The sequence below is a fragment of the Streptomyces sp. NPDC104202 genome (assembly GCF_055584185.1).
Genome location: NZ_JBVJMN010000081.1, coordinates 1 through 19,229 on the forward strand (window position 1 = coordinate 1; position 19,229 = coordinate 19,229).

5 protein-coding genes are annotated in these 19,229 nt (G+C 75.3%); 2 read left to right on the forward strand and 3 right to left on the reverse strand.

Going from position 1 to position 19,229, the window contains the following annotated elements; translation table 11 throughout:
- On the reverse strand, positions 1–1,419 hold a 1,419-nt coding region (locus ACZ60W_RS33800), incomplete at its 3' end, for a condensation domain-containing protein (RefSeq protein ID WP_469759227.1).
- Positions 1,416–15,638 carry an amino acid adenylation domain-containing protein gene (locus ACZ60W_RS33805; RefSeq protein WP_469759228.1) on the reverse strand — a complete coding sequence of 4,741 codons (14,223 nt, stop codon included), beginning with the start codon at positions 15,636–15,638 and terminating at the stop codon, positions 1,416–1,418. The genes ACZ60W_RS33800 and ACZ60W_RS33805, both read right to left, overlap by 4 nt.
- Before the next feature lie 230 nt (positions 15,639–15,868).
- Between ACZ60W_RS33805 and ACZ60W_RS33810 the strand changes: the two genes are divergently transcribed.
- On the forward strand, positions 15,869–16,936 hold the full coding sequence (locus tag ACZ60W_RS33810) for a polyprenyl synthetase family protein (RefSeq protein ID WP_469759229.1): 1,068 nt from the start codon (positions 15,869–15,871) through the stop codon (positions 16,934–16,936).
- Positions 16,937–17,099: 163 nt separating this feature from the next.
- Complete coding sequence (locus ACZ60W_RS33815) at positions 17,100–18,200, forward strand: hypothetical protein (protein ID WP_469759230.1); 1,101 nt, start codon at positions 17,100–17,102, stop codon at positions 18,198–18,200.
- An 84-nt stretch (positions 18,201–18,284) separates the two neighbouring features.
- Here ACZ60W_RS33815 and ACZ60W_RS33820 read toward each other — a convergent pair whose 3' ends face one another.
- On the reverse strand, positions 18,285–19,217 hold the full coding sequence (locus ACZ60W_RS33820; RefSeq protein ID WP_469759231.1) for a TauD/TfdA family dioxygenase: 933 nt from the start codon (positions 19,215–19,217) through the stop codon (positions 18,285–18,287).
- Between the last annotated feature and the right edge of the window lie 12 nt (positions 19,218–19,229).

The window sequence follows — 19,229 nt, forward strand, 5'->3', positions numbered from 1 at the left end:
GAACCACAACGGCACCAACCCCACCGGCACCACGGAACCCGTCGCGTTCACCCCACTCACCAGCCGCTCACGCTCCACCCCGTCCAGGACGTCGACCGCGCCGACGGGCCGGTCCGTGTCCATGACCGCGGCACGCAGGACGCGCTCCAGCCGGCGCAGGATCCGTTCGGCCGACGCGTGGTCGAAGAGGTCGGGGCGGTAGTCGAGGCGCACCTGCACGCCGGCGGCCGTGCGGGAGACGACGAGGGTGAGGGGGTAGTGGGTGGCGTCACGGCCCTTGGCTCCGACGAGGCGCAGCCCGGAGTCGAGCCGGGTTCCCTCGGCGGCCGGGTCCACGGGGTAGTTCTCGACGAGGACGGTGGTGTCGAAGAGCTCGCCGACGCCGGCGAGTGCCTGGATCTCGGCGAGGCCGAGGTGCTGGTGCGGGCCGAGGTCGGCCTGTTCGTTCTGGAGGCGGGCGAGGGCCTTCGACCACGGTTCGTCGTGGTCGAGGGCCACGCGCACCGGGACGGTGTTGATGAAGAGGCCGACCATGGACTCGACACCGGGCACCTCGGCCGGGCGGCCGGCCACGGTGGTGCCGAAGACGACGTCGTCGCGGCCGGTGAGGCGGCCCAGCACGACGGCCCAGGCGAGCTGGACGACGGTGTTCAGGGTGACCGCGCCGGAGGCGGCGAGTTCCGCGATGCCGTCGCCGAGGTCGGCGGGGAGCAGGGACTCGACGCGCTCCGGCATGCGGGCCTCGCGGCCGGCGTCGGCGGGGGCCAGGCGGGTGGCCTCCTCGACGCCGGCCAGGGTGCGCCGCCAGACCTGCTCGGTCTCCGTACGGTCCTGGGCGGCCAGCCACCGGAGGTAGTTCTTGTACGGGGTGACGGGCGGCAGGGCCTGTTCGCCCTGCTCGTACACGGTGAACAGTTCGCGCAGCACGACCGGCATGGACCAGCCGTCGAGCAGGATGTGGTGGTTGGTGACGACCAGCCGGTGCAGGTCGTCCTCACGGCGGATCAGGAGGCAGCGGATCAGCGGCGGCGCGGCCAGGTCGAAGCGCTCGGCGCGGTCCCGGTCGGCGAGGCGCACGAGTTCGGCCTCCCTCTCCTCCGCCGGCAGCCGGGTGAGGTCGGCCTCGCGCCAGGGCAGGTCCACCTCGCGGAGGAGGAACTGCACCGGCTTCCCGGAGCGTACGGAGCGGAATCCGGCGCGCAGGTTGGCGTGACGGCGGAGCAGGGCGGCCATCGCGTCCTTGAGGCGGTTCGCGTCGAGCGGTCCCTCCAGGTCGACGGCGAGCTGGACGGCGTAGACGTCGGGGCCTTCGCCGTCGTCGAGCAGGGAGTGGAACAGGAGACCTTCCTGCAGGGGGGACAGGGGCAGGACGCCCTCGAGTCCGGACGGCTTGCGGGCCGGTCGGCTGGTGTGCGTCACGTCAGATCCTCCAGGTCGGCCAGGTCGGCCTCGAGCTCGTCGATCTCGTCCTGGTCCAGGTCTGCCAGGGAGAGGTCGGATGTCGTCAGACTGCGGGGGGCGCCGCCGGCGGGGGCGGCGAGTGCGGTGCTGTACCGCGTGAGGGCGTCCAGGGCCTCGAACCAGAGGCCGGTGAGGGACTCGACGTCGGCCTCCTCGAAGAGTCCGCCGGGCCAGGTCCAGGTGACGGTCAGTTCGGGTCCGGAGGGACGGTCGTGGGTGACCGCGTTGACCTCCAGGCTGTGGGCGAACGGCAGGTCCGGGTCGGTCGGGGCGATGCGTACGTCCTCGGGCGCGGCGCCCCAGTCGGCGGTGCCGGCGGAGTGGTCGGTGCGGACGCGGCCCAGGTAGTTGAAGCCGATCTGCGGTCCGGCGCCGCCCGCGAGGAGCTCGGCGGTGCGCGGGTTGAGGTGGCGGAGCAGGCCGTATCCGGCGCCCTTGGCGGGGACCGCGCGGATCTGGCCGCTCACCCGGCGCAGGGCCTCTCCGGCGGCGGGGGCTCCGCCGCGGACCTCGTGCCACCTGACGCCGGGGTCGAGGCGCAGCGGGTGCATGGTGGTGAACCAGCCGACGGTGCGGGAGAGTTCGGCGCCGTCGTCGTCGCCGCGGCCGTGGCCCTCCACGTCGAGGAGCACGGGTCCGGCGCCGGGCGCGCCGCGCCTGCGGCCGCGCCGCCATTCGGCGAGGGCGAGGGCGAGGGCGGTGAGCAGGATCTCGTCGGGGCTGGTCCCGGTCGCCGTGGGCACCGCGGTGAGCAGGGGCTCGGTGCGGTCGGCGGGGAGGGTGCGGGAGCTGCGGCGGGTGGTGGCGTGGGTGTCGACGGCGGGGTCGAGAGGGCGCCCGGCGAGCAGCGGGTCGGCTTCCGCGGTCATCCGCTCCCACAGCGGGAGTTCGGCCTCGGCGGCGGCGGTGAGGGCGCGGTCGGCGAGGAGGCGGGCCCAGGTGCGGAAGGAGGTGCGGACGGCGGCGACCTCGGTGTCGCGGCCGGCTTCGGCGTCGGTCCAGCAGGTCATGAGTTCGGGGACGAGGACGCGCCAGGAGACACCGTCGACGACGAGGTGGTGGGCGAGGATCAGGAGGCGTCCGGCGCGGTCGGGTCCGGCGTCGAACCAGACGGCGCGGAGCATGTCGCCGCGGTCGGGGTCGAGGGCCCGGCGGGCGGTCTCGGCGTGGTCGGTGAGGAGGGGGGCGAGGGCGTCGTCGGGGACGGCGGTGATGTCGACCCGGGTGACGCGGTCGGCGGCGTCGGTCTTGCCGGCGGGCGGGACTTCCAGGGTCCACGGGCCGGGCGCGGTCCGGTCGAGGCGGGCGCGGAGCAGGTCGTGTCCGTCGAGGACGGCCTGGACGGCGGCGATCAGGGCGGGTTGGCCGAGGCCCGCGGGGGTGCGGAGCAGGACGGACTGGTTGAAGCCCTCGACGGGGCCGCCGAGGCCGCGCAGCCACTCCATGATCGGGGTGGCGGGCACGGTGCCGGTGCCGTCGTCGGGGGTGTGCGGGGTGTCGGCGCCCGGGGCGGTCGCGGCGAGGGCGAGGGCCTCGACGGTCTGGTGCTGGAAGATGTCGCGCGGGGTGAGGACGAGTCCGGCCTCGCGGGCCCGGCTGACGAGCTGGATGGAGACGATGCTGTCGCCGCCCATGGCGAAGAAGTTGTCGTCCACGGCGACCTGGGGGACGCCGAGCAGGTCGGCGAAGAGTCCGCAGAGGAGCTGCTCGCGCTCGTTGCGCGGGGCGCGGTCGCCGCCGCCCTCGTACCGGGGTGCGGGCAGGGCTCGGCGGTCCAGCTTTCCGGTGCGGGTGAGGGGCAGTGCGGCGAGTTCGACGAACGCGGCGGGCGTCATGTAGTCCGGCAGCAGGGCCGCGACGTGGGCGCGGAGCGCGTCGGCGTCGAGGGGGCGGCCGGCGGCCGGGACGGCGTAGGCGACCAGGCGCTTGTCGCCGGGGCGGTCCTCGCGGACGACGACCACGGTCTGGGCGACGGCCGGGTGGGCGGCGACGGCGGCCTCGACCTCGCCGAGTTCGATGCGGAAGCCGCGGACCTTGACCTGGGCGTCGGCGCGGCCGGCGAACTCCAGGGTGCCGTCGGCGCGCCAGCGGACCCGGTCGCCGGTGCGGTACATGCGCGCGCCGGGCGGGCCGTACGGGTCGGCGACGAAGCGTTCGGCGCTGAGGCCGGGGCGGCCGGTGTAGCCGCGGGCCAGGCCCTCGCCGGCGACGTACAGCTCACCGGTGACGCCGTCGGGGACGGGCCGCAGGGCCGTGTCGAGGACGTAGACGCGGGTGTTGTCGAGGGGGCGGCCGATGGGGAAGGAGTTGCGGGCGACGTCCTCCTCGGTGAGGGCGTGGTGGACGACGCAGAGGGTGGTCTCGGTGGGGCCGTAGCTGTTGGTGAGGCGGGCTCCTGCGGTCTGCTCCAGGACCTTGCGGACGGCGGTGGCCGAGGCGGTGTCACCGCCGACGTAGATGTCGCGGAGGTCGCGGAAGGCGGTGGCGTGGTTCTCGGCGAGGAGGCGGAACACGCCCTCGCTGAAGAGGCCGACGGTGACGCGGTGCCGGGTCATGGTCGCGGCCAGGGAGGCGATGTCGGTGGCGTCGCCGTCGGTGGCGACGATCCTGGCGCCGTTGAGGAGGGGGCCCCACAGTTCGTAGGTGGAGGCGTCGAAGGACGGCGGGGAGTGCATGAGCACCCGGTCGTCGGCGCCGTGGCCCCAGTAGCGGTCGCGGGCGAGCCCGGCGACGTTGCGGTGGGTGACGGCGACGCCCTTCGGCTCACCGGTGGAGCCGGAGGTGTACATGACGTACGCGAGCCGGTCGGGGTGGACGGCGGGCGGTTCGGCGCCGGGCGCGCCGGCCGGCGGGTTCCCGGCGTCGACGAGCAGGACGGGCGCGGCGCCCTCCGGGACGCGGTCGGCGGTGGCCGTCTCGGCGAGGACGAGGACGGTCGCGGTGCCGTCGAGGATGCGGCGGGTGCGGGCCTCGGGGCTGCGCACGTCCAGCGGGACGTACACGCCGCCGGCCTTGGCGACGGCGACGGTCGCCACGACGTGGGCGGCGCGGTCGGCGAGGAGCAGCGCGATCCGGTCCTCGGGGCGGACGCCGCGGCCGAGCAGGGCGCCGGCGAGGCGGTCGGAGCGGGCGTCGAGTTCGGCGTAGGTGAGGGCGAGGTCGCCGCGGACGAGGGCGATGGCCTCCGGGGTGCGGGCGGCCTGGCGGCGGAACAGTTCGGGCAGCGACGCCTCGGGGCGCGGGTGGTCGGTGTCGTTGCGGGCGACGAGGAGGTCGTGGAGTTCCGCGTCGTCGAGGACCGCGAGGCCGCTGATCGGCAGTTCGGGGGTGTGGGCGGCGGCGGTGAGAAGGCGCTGGAGCCGGGTGGCGAGGGTTTCCGCGGTGGAGCGGTCGAACAGGTCGAGGGCGTACTCGATCCGGCCGAGGATGCCGTCGGCGGCGCCGTCGGCGGTGTGCCGCTCCCAGAGGCTGACGGACAGGTCGAACTTGGCGACCGGGGCGTCGGCGCCCTCGACCTCGACCCGCAGGCCGGGCAGGTCGATCTCGGCCCGGGCGGTGTTGTGGAGGATCAGCATGATCTGGAAGAGCGGGTGGCGGGCCAGCGACCGCACCGGGTTCAGCTCCTCCACCAGCCGCTCGAACGGCAGGTCCTGGTGGGTGTAGGCGGCGAGGTCGGTCTCGCGGACCCGGGCGAGCAGGTCGCGGAAGGTCGGGTCGCCGGCGGTGTCGGTGCGCAGGACCAGGGTGTTGACGAAGAAGCCGACGAGTTCGTCGAGGGCGTCGTCGGTGCGTCCGGCGATGGGGGTGCCGATGGGGATGTCGCCGCCGGCGCCGAGCCGGGTCAGCAGGGCGGCGAGGCCGGCCTGGAGGACCATGAAGAGGCTGACGCCGTGGGCGCGGGCGAGCGCGGCGAGCGCGGCGTGCGTCTCGGCGTCGAGCTCCAGCGGCACGTTGTCGCCGCGGTAGGTGGCCACTTCGGGCCGGGGCCGGTCGGTGGGCAGGTCGAGCTCCTCGGGGAGGCCGTCGAGGGCGTCCCTCCAGTGGTGGAGCTGGCGGGTGAGCTGGCTGTCGGGGTCGGTCTCGTCGCCCATGACGCCGCGCTGCCACAGGGTGTAGTCGGCGTACTGGACGGGCAGGGGCTCCCACGCGGGCGCGGTGCCGCGGGTCCGGGCGGTGTAGGCCCGGGACAGGTCGGCGAGCAGCGGGGTGAGGGACCAGCCGTCGCTGGCGATGTGGTGGGTGACGAGGACGAGCACGCCGTCGCCGTCGCCGTCGGCGGTGAGCAGGCGGGCCCGCAGCGGCGGCTGTACGGTCAGGTCGAAGCCGCCGAGGACGGTGTCGGTGATCGCCTGCTCCAGCTCGGCGGCGGGGACGGTGTGCTCGTCGAGGACGGCGGCGCCCTCGACGGGGCCGAGGACGTGCTGGCGGGGGACGCCGTCGGTCTCGGGGAAGACGGTGCGCAGGCTCTCGTGCCGGTCGGTGACGTCGCGGAGGGCGGCGCGCAGGGCGGCCCGGTCGGGCGTGCCGGTGAGGCGGAGCACGAGGGGCACGTTGTAGGTGGCGTTGGGGCCTTCGAGCCGGTTGAGGAACCACAGCCGGGTCTGGGCGAAGGAGAGCGGGACGCGGTCGCCCCGGTCGGCGGGGACGAGCGCGGGGCGCGTCTCGCCGGGGGTGGTGAGCCGGGTGGCGACGCCGGCGACGGTGGGGGCGTCGAAGAGCGCCTTGACACCGACGCGGACGCCGAGGGTGGAGGCGATCCTGCTGAGCAGGCGCATGGCGAGCAGGGAGTGGCCGCCGAGGGCGAAGAAGTCGTCGTCGACGCCGACGCGTGCGACGCCGAGGACGTCGGCGAAGAGGCCGGCGAGGATCTCCTCCTCCGGGGTGCGCGGGGCGCGGGTCACCGGTCCGCCGACGGACTCGGGTGCGGGCAGCGCGGCCCGGTCCACCTTGCCGTTGGCCGTGAGCGGGAGCGCGTCGAGGACGACGACGGCGGTGGGCGTCATGTACTCGGGGAGCACCTGGGCGACGTGGGCGCGGACGCGGTCGGGCACGAGCCGCTCCCCGGGGGCGGGGACGACGTAGGCGGTGAGCCGCTTGTCGTCCGGCTGGTCCTCGCGGACCAGCGGGAGGGCCTGGCGGACGCCGGGGGCGGACAGCAGGGCGGCCTCGACCTCGCCGAGTTCGATCCGGAAGCCGCGGACCTTGACCTGGTGGTCCGCGCGGCCGACGTACTCCAGGACGCCCGCGGAGTTCCAGCGGACCCGGTCGCCGGTGCGGTACATGCGGGCGCCGGAGGGTCCGTAGGGGTCGGCGACGAACCGTTCGGCGGTGCCGGCGGGGCGGCCGAGGTAGCCGCGTGCCAGGCCGCTCCCGGCGATGTAGAGGTCGCCGGTGACGCCGTCGGGGACAGGGAGCAGGGCCGCGTCGAGGACGTAGGCGCGGGTGTTCCACATGGGGCGGCCGAGCGGGACCGGTCCGGCGGCGAGCGGGGCGCCGGCCGGGACGCGGTGGTCGAGGACGCCGACGGTGGTCTCGGTGGGGCCGTAGTGGTTGACGACGGCGACCTGCGGGTGCCGGGCGCGCCAGGCGGCGAGCTGTTCGGCGTGCAGGGCCTCGCCGCCGGTCATCAGCTCGGCGGTCGGGGAGAGTTCGTCGGGCAGGGTGTCGAGGAGGGGCAGGTGGCTGGGCGTGGCCTTGAGGAAGGTCAGGCCGCCGGGGACGTCGAGGGTCTCGTCGAGGTCGCCGACGTGGAGGCAGCCGCCGGCGAGGAGGGTGCCGTAGAGGGTGGTGAGGCCGAGGTCGAAGGAGAGCGGCGAGTGGAGCAGGGTGCGTCCGCGCAGGCCGGGGTACTCGGCGGCGCAGCGCACCACGTAGTCCACCAGGGCCCGCTGCTCGACGACGACGCCCTTGGGCGTGCCGGTGGAGCCGGAGGTGTAGACGACGTACGCGGCGTCGTGGGGGGTGACGGGCGCGGTGCGGTCGGACGCGGCCGGTGCGTCGGTGCGGGCGCGGTCGAGCGCGTCGGCGGTGTCGGGGGCGTCCAGGACGAGGACGCGGGCACCGGCGGCGGCCAGGTGCGGGGCGGCGTCCAGGGTGGTGGCGGCGGTGAGGACGAGGGCGGGCCGGGCGTCGGCGAGGAGCCGGGTGACGCGCTCGCCGGGGTGGTCGGGGTCGAGCGGCAGGTAGGCGGCGCCGGCCTTGCCGACGGCGAGCATGGCCGCGACGGCGTCGGCGGAGCGGGGCAGGGCGAGGGCGACCAGGGTGTCCTGGCCGACGCCGTGCTCCAGGAGCAGGTGGGCGAGGCGGTTGGCGCGGGCGTCGAGCCCGGCGTAGCTGAGCCGTTCGTCGCCGCAGACGACGGCGGGGGCGTCCGGGGTGCGGGCGGCCTGCGCCTCGAAGAGCTGCGGGAGGGTGGCGTCGGGGGTGTCGTGGCCGGTGGCGTTGCGGGTGACGAGCAGGTCGTGCCGTTCGCTGCCGTCCATGACGGCGAGGCGGGCGAGCGGCCGGTGCGGGTCGCCGAGGGCGGATTCGAGGAGCCGGACGAAGCGGCCGGCGAGGGCCTCGACGGTGGGCCGGTCGAACAGGTCGGCGGAGTAGCCGGCGGCGGCCTCGACACCCTGCGGTTCGCCGTGCTCGTCGTACCGTTCGGCGACGGAGAGGAGCAGGTCGAACTTGGCCATGTCGGGGTCGATCTGGGCGACGTCGGCACGCAGGCCGGGGAAGTCGACCTCGGGGCGGTCCAGGTTCTGCAGGACGAGCTTGATCTGGAACAGCGGGTGGCGGTTGAGCGAGCGGCGCGGGTTGAGCGCCTCCACGAGCCGTTCGAACGGCAGGTCCTGGTGGGCGAAGGCGGCGATGTCCGCGGTGCGGACGCGCTCCAGGAGTTCGGCGAAGGTGGGGTCGCCGGAGGTGTCGGTGCGCAGCACGAGGGAGTTGACGAAGAAGCCGACCACGTCGTCGAGGGCCTCGTCGCCCCGGCCGACGACCGAGCCGCCGATCGGGATGTCGGTGCCGGCGCCGAGGCGGGTGAGGAGGGCGGCGAGCGTGGCGTGCAGCACCATGAAGGGGGTCACGCCGTGGGCGCGGGCGAGGCCGAGCAGGGCGCGGTGGGTCTCGGGGCCGAGCTGGAAGGGCACGAGGCCGCCGCGGTGGCTGGGCAGCGCGGGCCGGGGCCGGTCGGTCGGGAGCGCGAGCTCCTCGGGGAGGCCGGCGAGGGCGTCCTTCCAGTAGGCGATCTGGGCGGAGAGGACGCTGTCCGGGTCGCTCTCGTCGCCGAGCCGCTCGCGCTGCCACAGGGTGTGGTCGGCGTACTGGACGGGCAGCGGGGTCCAGTCGGGGAGGCGGCCTCCGACGGCGGCGGCGTAGGCGACGCTGAGGTCGCGGGCGAGCGGGGCGGTGGACCAGCCGTCGCCGGCGATGTGGTGGACGACGACGACGAGGACGTGGGTCTCGGGTCCTGTCGCGATGAGCCGGGCGCGGAACGGGGCCTCGCGGGTGATGTCGAAGCCGCGGCCGACGGCTGCGGCGACGAGCGCGTCGGCGTCGGGGCCGGCGGCGGTGACGACGTCGAGGACGGGGCGGGCCCGCTCGGGGTCCAGGACGAGCTGGTGGGGGACGCCGTCGGTCTCGGGGAAGACGGTCCGCAGGCTCTCGTGGCGGGTGGCGACGTCGGCGAGGGCGCGGCGCAGGGCGTCGTGGTCGAGCGGACCGGAGAGCCGCAGCACCAGGGGGATGTTGTAGGTGCCGTCGGCGGGGTCCATCCGGTTGAGGAACCACAGGCCCCGCTGGGCGTAGGACAGCGGGAGCCGGTCGGGGCGTTCGCGGCGGGCGAGGCCGCCGCGGGCCGGTCCCGCGTCGGCGAGCCGGGCGGCGAGACCTGCGACGGTCGGCGTCTCGAAGACCGCCGCCACCTCCAGGTCCGTGTCCAGGGCGGTGCGGATCCGGGCGACGAGGCGGGTGGCGAGGAGGGAGTGGCCGCCGAGGGCGAAGAAGTCGTCGTCGAGGCCGACCCGGTCGAGGCCGAGCATGTCGGCGAAGACGCCGCACAGGATCTCCTCCTGCGGGGTGCGCGGGGCGCGGCGTTCGGCCGTGGTGAAGTCGGGGGCGGGCAGGGCCTTGCGGTCGGTCTTGCCGTTCGGGGTGAGCGGCATGGCGGGCAGGGCGACGAGGACGGCGGGGACGAGGTGTTCGGGCAGTGCGGCGGCGAGGGCCTCGCGCAGGGCGCGGACGTCGTCGTCGCCGACGACGTAACCGACGAGGTGGCGGTGTCCGCCGGGCCCGGGGACGACCGCGGCGGCGGCGTCGGTGACGCCGGGCAGGGCTCGCAGGTGGGCCTCGACCTCGCCGAGTTCGATGCGCTGGCCGCGGATCTTGACCTGGGCGTCGCGCCGGCCGATGAACTCCAGCTGCCCGTCGGGGCGGTGGCGGACGAGGTCGCCGGTGCGGTACATGAGGCTGCCGTCGGCGGCGAACGGGTCGGGGACGAACGCGGCGGCGGTGCGCTCGGGGTCGCCGAGGTACCCGAGGCCGACGCCCACGCCGGCCACGTACAGGTCGCCGGCGGTGCCGGGCGGGACGAGCTGCCGCTCGTCGCTGAGGACGTAGAGGGTGGTGTTGCGGACGGCGTGGCCGATGGGGGCGGTGATGCGCCGCTCGTCGAGGGTGTCGGGGGTGAGGACGGCGTGGGTGACGTCGTCGGAGCACTCGGTGGGTCCGTACGCGTTCATCATCGGGATGCCGGGGAAGCGGGCGAACCAGCGGCGGCAGAGGTCGGCGGGGAGTTCCTCGCCGGTGACGACGAGCCAGCGCAGGGCGGGCAGGGCGGGGACCTCGGCACCCTCGTCCCAGGTGTCCAGGGCCGCGCGCAGCAGGGAGGGGACGACCTCCAGGACGGTGACCCCGTCGTGGCCGACGAGGCGGAACAGCCCCAGCGGGTCGGCGGCGAGGAGCCGGCCGACCGCCAGGACGCGGCCGCCGGTGAGCAGCGGGGCGATCATCTGCCAGACGGAGACGTCGAAGGTGAGGGGGGCGTTCTGGACGACGGTGTCGGCGCCGGTGAGGCTGAGGTCGTCGACCTTGGCGAGCAGGTGGTTGTTCATGCCCCGGTGGTGGACCATCGCGCCCTTGGGGCGGCCGGTGGAGCCGGAGGTGAAGATGACGTACGCGAGCTGGTCGCCGGCCGGGGCGGTGGGGTCGGCGGCTGGGGCGGGGCCGGCCGGTTCGTCGACCGCGAGGGCCTGCGTCCCGGTTCCGGCGACGACGGCGGCGCCGGTCTCCTCGTGGCCGGGGCCCGTGAGGAGCCAGGCGGCGGAGGCGTCGGCGAGCAGGGAGGCGTTCCGTTCGTGCGGCGCGCGGGTGTCCAGCGGGAGGTAGGCGGCGGACGCGGCCTGGATGCCGAGGAAGGCGGTGATCGCGGCGGCGCCGCGGTCGGCGAGGACGGCGACGACGGTGTCCCGGCGGGCGCCGCGGGCGCGCAGCCGGGCGGCGAGCCGGTCGACGCGCTCCATGAGCGCGGCGTAGGTGACGTCGCCGTGGTCGTCGGTGACGGCGACGGCCTCGGGGTGCTCGGCGGCGACGGCGCGGACGCGGCCCACGACGTCGGTCATGGTCTCGGGCGCGGCGGTGTCGTTCCAGGCGACGAGGAGGCGGTGGGTCTCCTCGTCCGAGAGGAGCGGGGCGCTGCCGATGCGGGTGTCGGGGGCGGCCGTGGCGGCTTCGGCGAGCCGGGCGAGGCGGGCCAGGACCGCTTCGGCGGTGGTGCGGTCGAAGAGGTCGGTGCGGAACTCCAGGGCGAGGAACAGGCCGGCCTCGTCGCCGTCGGGGCCGCGGTGCTCGCGGACGTTGAACGACAGGTCGAACTTGGCGGTGCCGGTGGGCACGTCGACCAGGCCGAGGGCGAGCCCGTCGACGGCGGGCAGGGACCGCTCCGAGCTGTCCATGGAGATCATGACCTGGAACAGCGGGTGGTGGGAGGCGGAGCGGGCCGGGTTGAGCACCTCGACCAGCCGCTCGAAGGGGAGCTCCTGGTGCGCGTAGGCGTCCAGGTTGCTCGTGCGGACGCGGGCGAGGAGTTCGGCGAAGGTGGGGTCGCCGGAAGTGTCGGTGCGCAGCACGAGGGTGTTGGTGAAGAAGCCGACGAGGGCGTCGAGGCCGTCCTCGGGGCGGCCGGTGACGGGCGTGCCGAGGGCGATGTCGGTTCCGGCTCCGAGCCGGGTCAGCAGGGTGGCGACGAGGGTCTGGACGACCATGAAGGTGCTGGTGCCGGTGGCGCGGGCGAGCGCGGCGAGGCGGCGGTGGGCGGCCGCGTCGAGGTCGAGGGCGACGAGGTCGGCGGGGGCCGCGGAACCGGCGCCGCGGGGGTGGTCGGCGGGCAGGTCGAGGTGGTCGGGCAGGCCGTCGAGCTGCCGCTTCCAGAAGGCGATCTGGCGGGCGGCGGAGCTGTCCGGGTCGCTCTCGTCGCCGAGTGCGCGTCGCTGCCAGGCCGCGTAGTCGGCGTACTGGACGGCGAGCGGGGCCCGGGCGGGGGCGTGGCCGGCGCGGCGGGCCGTGTAGGCGTCGGTGAGGTCGCCGAGCAGCGGGGCGAGGGAGCCCGCGTCGGCGGCGATGTGGTGGAGCAGGAGCAGGAGGACGTGCCGGTCGGGGGCGAGGGCGAACAGGGTGGCCCGCAGCGGGGGTTCGCCGGCGAGGGCGAAGCGGTGGGCGACGGCGGCGGACAGCTCGGCGTCCAGGGTGTCGTCGCTCACCGTGCGGACGGTGAGCGCGGGCGCGGCGCCGGCGGGCAGGATGTGCTGGGCGGCGACGCCGTCGGTCTCGCGGTAGACGGTGCGCAGGATCTCGTGGCGGTCGGTGAGGTCGCCGAGCGCGGCGGCGAGGGCGGTGCGGTCGAGCGTGCCGTCGAGGGTGAGCACGAGCGGGATGTTGTACGCGGCGCTGGGGCCTTCGAGCTGGTCGAGGAACCACAGGCGCTGCTGGGCGTAGGAGAGGGCGAGGTCGCCGTCGCGGGGCGCGGGGGTGAGCGCGGGGCGCTCGGAGGTCGCTCCTTCGAGGCGGACGGCGAGCCGGCGGACGGTGGGCTCGGCGAAGAGGGCCTCGACGCCGCAGTCCCGGCCGAGTTCGGCCGAGATCCGGCGGGCGAGGCGGGCGGCCATGAGGGAGTGGCCGCCCAGGGCGAAGAAGTCGTCGTCGGCGAGGACGGCGTCCTGCCCGAGGGCGTCGGCGAACAGGGCGGCGAGGGCGTGTTCGAGCGGGGTGCGCGGCTCCCGGCCGGCGCCGGTGGCGGCCGGGCCCGGCTCGGGCAGGGCCTTGTGGTCGACCTTGCCGTTGGGCGTGACGGGGATGGCGTCGACGACGGTGACGGTCGCGGGGACGAGGTAGCCGGGCAGGACCTCGGCGAGCGCGTCGCGGACGGCGGCCGGGTCGGGTCCGGCCGCCGCGCCGGCCACGGGGACGACGTATCCGGCGAGCGCGGGGGTGCCGTCGGCGGACCGGCGTACGGTCACGGCGGCCTGGGCCACGGAGGGCAGGCGCAGCAGGGCGGCCTCGGCCTCGCCGGGCTCGACGCGGTAGCCGCGGATCTTGGTCTGCTCGTCGGCGCGGCCGACGAACTCCAGTGATCCGTCGATGAGTTGGCGGACGAGGTCGCCGGTGCGGTACATGCGCTCGCCGGGCAGGCCGAAGGGGTGGGCGACGAACCGCTCGGCGGTGAGCGCGGAGCGGCCGAGGTAACCGCGGGCGAGGCTGGGGCCGGCGACGTACAGCTCACCGGTGACGCCGGGCGGCACGGGCAGCAGGGCGCTGTCGAGGACGTACACGCGGGTCTCGGCGATGGGGTCGCCGATGGGGGGCGTGCGGGAGCCGTCGAGGGCCTCGCTCATGGTGGCGCAGACGGTGGTCTCGGTGGGGCCGTAGCCGTTGACGAAGAGCCGGCCGGGCGCCCAGCGGGAGACCAGTTCCTCACCGGCGGCCTCGCCGGCGATGAGGATGGTCATGCCCGGGGGCAGGTCGGCGGCGGGGTCCATGACGGCCAGCGACGACGGCGGCAGGATCGCGTGGGTGATCCCGGCCTCGCGGGCGAACGCGGCCAGCGGATCGCCGGGCAGCAGCCGCTCGGCGGGGGCGAGGACGAAGGTCGCTCCGGCGAGCAGGCCCATGCACAGCTCGGGCACCATCGCGTCGAAGCCCATGGAGGCGAACTGGAGGACCCTGCTGCCCGGACGGACGTCGAGCCGCCGGACGAAGGTGTCGGCGAGACCCGGCAGTCCGGCGTGGGTGACCACGACGCCCTTGGGGCGGCCGGTGGAGCCGGAGGTGTAGATGACGTACGCGGCGTGCGCGGCGGTCAGCGGGGCGGTGCGGTCCGCGTCGGCGAGGTCGGCGCCGGAGAGCGTCGCCAGCTCGGCGGTGACGGCGGGGTCGTCGAGGGCGAGCGGGGTGCGCCCGGCGGCCTCGGCAACGGCGGCGGTGGAGGCGTCGACGAGCACGCGGGCGGGGGCCGCGTCGCCGAGGATGTGCGCGATGCGGGCCTCGGGGTAGCCCGGGTCCACGGGGACGTACGCGGCGCCGGCCTTGACGACGGCGAGGATCGCGACGACGAACTCGGCGGAGCGCGGCAGCAGCAGGGCGACCCGGTCCTCCGGTCCGACGCCGCGGGCGGCGAGCAGCCGGGCGAGCCGGTTGGCGCGCCGGTTCAGCTCGGCGTAGTCGAGGACGGTGTCCTGGAACGCGAGGGCGGGCGCGTCGGGCGAGGCGAGGACCTGGCGCTCGAACAGGGCGGCGAGCGTGGGGCCGTCGGTGGGGGGTGCGACCGCGGCGGGGCGGGCGAGGGCCGCGTCCCGCTCCTCGTCGCCGAGCAGTCCGATCCGGCCGAGGGGCGTCCCCGGCTCGTCGAGCGCACGGGCGATCCGGCCGACGAACCTCAGGTAGCGGTCCTGGTGGGCGGCGAGCTCGGCGGGGGCGTACAGCTCCGGGTGGGCGTCGAAGTCGACGCGGATGCCGCCGCCGTTGCCGCGGTCGTACACGGAGACGGCGAGGTCCTCGATGAGCCGCAGCGACATGTTGTGGGCGTCGGCGCGCCGACCGGCGAAGCTGAGGTCGTAGTCGAACGGGACGACGTTGAGCAGCGGGCCGAAGAAGCGGCGGTGGTCGTTGGCCAGGCCGAGGTCGCGGCGCAGCTCCTCGCCGCGGTAGCGCTGGTGGGCGACGAGGCCGCGCAGCGCGACCCGGGTCCGCTCCAGGAGTTCGCCGACGGTGGTGGCGTCGTCGACGGCGACCCGCAGCGGGACGACGTTGGCGGCCATGCCGGGCGCGGTGCGGGACTTGGGCCCCGGTCGGGCGGTGACCGGCAGGCCGAGCACGATGTCGGTCAGGCCGGTCATGCGGTGCATGTAGGCGACCGTGGCGGCGATGACGACGCGGGAGCGGGCGGTGCCGGCCTGCTCCGCCGCGCGGACCAGGTCCTCGCGGACGTCCTCGGGCAGCTCGGCGCTGCGCCGGACGAAGTCGGCGGACGGCTTCAGCGGGCGGGTGGACAGGGCGACCGGCTCGGGCTGGTCGGCGTACCGGCCGCGCCAGAACTCCCGGTCGTCGGCGAGGTCCCCGGACGCGCGGTACGCGGCGTCCTCGTCGAGCAGGGTGCGGACCGAGCCGAAGGGCGTGGGGCCGGCATCGGCTCCGGCGGCGAGCGCGGTGTAGACGTCGGCGACGCGCCGGACCAGGAGGGCGGCTCCGACACCGTCGAGCAGGATGTGGTGGTAGGCGTGGTACCAGAACCAGCGGTCCTCGGCGGCCTTGAACAGGGCGTAGGTGAACAGCGGTGAGCCGGTCAGGTCGATGCGGCGGCGCAGGTCGCGGCCCATCCACTCCTCGGCGGCGCGGCGGGGGTCGGCCTCGCCGGAGACGTCGACGGTCCGCAGGGTCCAGGCGGGCTCGGACCCGATGATCTGGCGGGGGCCGTCGTCGGTGTCGACGAACCGGATGTGCAGGGCGTCGGCCTCGGCGGTCATCCGCCGCAGCGCCCGCTCGAAGAGCGCGGTGTCCAGCGTGCCGTGGATCTCCAGGTACTCCGCCGCGCGGAAGATCGGGCTGTCGGGTTCGACGGCCTGCGCGAACCACACCCCTGCCTGAGCCCCGGTCAGCGGAAGCCGCTGCTCGCCGTCGGCAAAAGACTGAGACCGGTCCATGATTCCTCGCCATCCACCTATCAGGTGTGCGACAGGCGACTCCTGGCACACCACAAGAACAATCAGGTCAGTGGTTTCTCGCAGACGCGGTCTGCACACTGCGCTGAACGGTAGTGCGCACCCCGCCGACCCCTCTGGACAGCGCCTATACGCCAAGCTGCCTCTTTTCGGAGGCGCTTGGGTGTGCGAGAAAGAGCCTGTTGAGGTCTATCCGCCATCAGGAGATCCGTATGTCCATTGCCTTTCCGGTGAGTCCGGAATTCACCGGTGTCGCCGCCCGTGAAACACGCGACCGCGTCCTGGCGCGGGTGGAGCGACGTATTCACGAATTCCTCGCCGAGGAGCGCCGTTCCTGGGCGGCGCTCAACGCGGACTCGGCCGAGCTGATCGACTGCGTGACCCGCATGGTCGGCAGCGGCGGCAAGCGTCTGCGTCCGGCGTTCTGCGTCGCGGGCTATCTCGCCGGCGGCGGTGACCCGGAGGAGCAGGTCATCGTCGACGTGGCCGCCGCCCTGGAGCTGCTGCACACCTTCGCCCTGCTGCACGACGACGTCATGGACGACTCGGGGCTGCGCCGCAACGAGCCGACCGCGCACATCGTGCACTCGACGCTGCACACCGAGCGGGACTGGCGCGGCGAGCCGCGCCGGTACGGCGAGAGCGTCGCCGTCCTCGCCGGCGACCTCGCGCTGGTGTACGCGGAGCGGCTGCTCGCCGACTGCCCGCCGCACGCCCGCCGGATCTGGGGCGAGCTGTGCACGGAGCTGATGATCGGTCAGTTCCTGGACGTGCGGGCCGCGGCCCGGTTCGTGCCGGACCCCGAACTGTCCAGCTGGATCGCGCTGTTCAAGTCCGGGCGCTACACCGTCTACCGTCCGCTGGCCATGGGGGCGCAGCTCGCCGGCGCGTCGGAGCTGCAGCCCGCGTTCGAGCGGTACGGTCTCGCGCTCGGCGAGGCGTTCCAGCTCCGGGACGACCTGCTCGACGCGTTCGGCAGCTCCGACGTGACCGGCAAGCCCGCCCAGCTCGACTTCAAGCAGCACAAGATGACGCTGCTGATGTCGATCGCGCTGCGCCACGAGGAGGAGGTGCGGGAGCTGGTCGGCGACGACCTCGCCGGCGTCGCCCCCGAGCGGCTGCACGATGTGCTCATCCGGACCGGGGTGCGCGACCGGGTGGAGGCGGTGATCGGGGAGCGCATCGAGAGTGCGCGGGCCGCGGTGCGCGGAGCGCTGGAACCGGACTGGGCCTCCGCGCTCCACACCATGGCGAGGCAGGCCGCCTACCGTGACAAGTGACCTGAGCGTCCCGGCCCCGGCCGCTCCGGGCCGGGCCGCCCCGGGCACGTCCGCCGACCGCGTGTCCGCAGGTGGCGCGTGCGCCGACCACGTGTCCGCCGGTGACGCGTCCGCCGACGGGGCCGCTTCCGGTCGTCGGCGTCCCGTCGTCTCAGGGCGGCTGGTGTCCGAACGGGTCTTCGCGGACTGGGAGTTCGCCGTGCCGTCGGGCACGACGGGATCGTTCTGGGACGCGGTCGACCCCGTCGAGGGGCTCGACGTCTTCGCCGGGGCGCTGGCCCGCGGCGCCGGACCGGTCCCCGGCCCCGGGGCGGTCCGGCTGCGGGTGCGGGCGGTGGACGCGTACCGCCCGCCGCCCGGGGAGCCGCCGCGCGCGCAGGGCGGGCCCTGGGCCGCGTACGGCGAGAGCGGGGACGAGCGGTGGATCCACTGGCCGGCCCGGGAGTCCTCGGGCACGGCCGGTCTGCTGACGGCCTCGCCCGACCCCGCCCGCGGGACGGATGACGGAGCACCGGCCGCCGGCGCCCCGCCCGTCGCCGGCCGTGCGCCGGGCGCACTCGTGCAGGTGTCCGCGAGCCACGAGGCGTTCCGGCGCAAGCTGGCGCGGATGGCGTTGATCGCCCCGCTGATGCTGAGCGGCGGGATGGCGCTGATCCACGGCGTGGCCGTCACCCGGGACGACGGGTTCACCGTGCTGCTCGCCGGGGCGTCCGGGTCGGGCAAGTCCACCCTCGGGCTCGCGGCCTTCGCCCACGGCTGGCGGGTCGTCGCGGAGGACCTGGTGTTCGTGACGGCGGACCGGGCCGTCGTCCCGCTGTTCCTGAGCGGCGCGTGGGAGTGCCGGGCGCACCCGGACGACCGGGCCCTCATCGAGCGGGTCACCGGGACGCCGGTCGAGGGGCACGCCTCGGAGCTGCCCGCGGACCACCGGGGCCGGGAGTACCTGTTTCCGGTGCGCCCCGCGGCCGGGCCCCTGCCGGCGCGGCCGCTGCCGGTGGACCTGGTGGTCTTCGTGGACCGGGACGGCGAGGCGCCGGCGTCCTCCGGGGGCCGCGCCGGGCAGGTCCTGGGCGCGGGGCCGCGCAGCACCCTGGGCGCGGTGGCGAAGCTGCTGCGACTCGACTTCTCCCCGGTCGTCCGGGAGACGGAGGAGACGCTGCGCCGGGTCGTCGAGGGGCTGCCGTCGCGGCGGTTCGCGGCGACCGGCCGGATCGCGGACGACGTGCCGGCGTTCCTGGCCTCCCTCGACCGGTGGGTGTCCTGACGGCCCCTCCCCCACGGTGAACGCCTCGAAGGGCCGGCCCGCTCGGGCCGGCCCTTCGAGGCGTTCACCGTGTGCGGTCGCGGATCAGGCCATGGCGACCAGGATGCGGCGCTGCCCGGTGAAGGCGCGGCGGCCGTGGGCGACCGCGACGTTGTCGACGAGCAGCAGGTCGCCGACCTCCCAGGCGACGTCCACGGCGGTCTTCATGCCGATCTCCTGGACGTGGGTGATGTGGTCGGCCGGGATGGGGCTGCCGTCGGCGAAGAACGCGTTCTGCGGGAGCTCGTCCTCGGGGATGAGTTCGGCGAGCGCGGCGGCGTCGTCGCCGAGTCCGGCGATGTGCCACTGGTCGGCCTGGTTGAACCAGACCTCCGTGCCGGTGACCGGGTGCTCCAGGGTCGCGCGGCGGAGCTGGGTGACCCGGAGCGTGCCGTCGGGCCGCCAGCTCCACTCGGCCTCGGCCCCGTCGAGGAACGCCTCGACCTCCGCCCTGTCCTCGGTCTCGAAGGTGGCCTGCCAGCTCTTGCCGAAGCCCATGCCGTCGTGGAGGTTCTGGGTGTAGCGGACGCCGGGGGCGAAGGCCGCCCGGACCTCGGGGTCGATGGACTCCAGCCACAGGCGGCCGTCGACGAGCGGGGTCGCACCGCCGGTGGCGGCCGCCACGTCGCAGTGGAACAGGATCCGCGACGGCCAGGTGTGCGCGTACGACATCTCGTTGTGCATGGAGATCTCGAACTCGGCCGGGTACTCGGTGGAGGTGTAGAGGTTGCGGCCGACCTTGGTACGGGGCGAGTTGCCGTGGACGTACGCGAGCCGGTTCGCCAGGAGCCGGTCGGCGGCGCCGTCGTAGGTGTCGGCGGTGATGCCGAAGCCGCGGAAGTAGACGGCGCGTTCCTCGGTCAGGAGCCGGCCGACGTCGGTGGCCCGCAGGTACTCCTCCAGCCCCTGGGGGGTGGCGTCGGCGCCCACGTCGGCGGGGCGCAGGATCCGGGGCTGCCAGGCGTTCTCGGTGGTCACGCGGGGTTCCTT

Excerpts from the sequence above, each read along its gene's own strand:
- ACZ60W_RS33805 (WP_469759228.1), bottom strand. The coding sequence starts at position 15,638 with ATGGACCGGTCTCAGTCTTTTGCCGACGGCGAGCAGCGGCTTCCGCTG.
- ACZ60W_RS33810 (WP_469759229.1), top strand. The coding sequence starts at position 15,869 with ATGTCCATTGCCTTTCCGGTGAGTCCGGAATTCACCGGTGTCGCCGCC.